This is a genomic window from Candidatus Symbiopectobacterium sp. NZEC135, from assembly GCF_025962695.1.
In genome coordinates, this window is record NZ_JAGFPF010001458.1 from 1 (window position 1) to 537 (window position 537).

General features: G+C 45.4%; 1 protein-coding gene. It reads right to left on the reverse strand.

Features of this window, described 5'->3' with window-relative positions; genetic code table 11:
- Positions 1-31: 31 nt before the first annotated feature.
- The gene (locus J5224_RS34815) at positions 32-430 is read right to left on the reverse strand and encodes a hypothetical protein (RefSeq protein ID WP_264629366.1); all 399 of its coding nucleotides are present in this window, start codon (positions 428-430) and stop codon (positions 32-34) included.
- Positions 431-537: the final 107 nt, after the last annotated feature.

Here is a 537-nt window from a genome sequence, read left to right on the forward strand (position 1 = left end):
GTGCCCACCGGGTTCCATCGTCCAAATGATGCTAGCGGCAAAGTTCCTTGGAAAAATCAGCACTCCCTCTCCCACTGACACACCGCTGGCTGATATCTTTACTGTCTATTTTCCAGGTATCATCCACCTTTGATAACTGATAGATATAACGCATTGCCGCCACTGAATCATCAGTGGGAATATCTTCCTCGATAGTCACTGTTGCACGCTCGGGAGACTCAACGGAGTCACCGGATACCGTCTGCTTGATCAGTAACATAGAGGGAATTTCCTGAAACCCCTCCCCTCTGTCTTGCAAAGCGATAATTAGCGGCACTGATCGATCAGCCTGCACACTATTGTTGCTCTTGTCGACGTGTTCCGCCTGTTGCGCATCGCACCCTGATAACAGCCCCATCGTTAATACCGCTATCGTTTTAAATAATTGCATGACACCACCTAAATTTTTATGTGTATAACCGTTAATTCAAAATAAGCAGCGATCATGTCACAGGCAATATTTCGTTCTTTAGGAATATGATGAGTTTCTGTCAAAAA

Bases quoted from the DNA above. Each gene is read 5' to 3' on its own strand.
- J5224_RS34815 (WP_264629366.1), bottom strand. From the start codon at position 430: ATGCAATTATTTAAAACGATAGCGGTATTAACGATGGGGCTGTTATCA.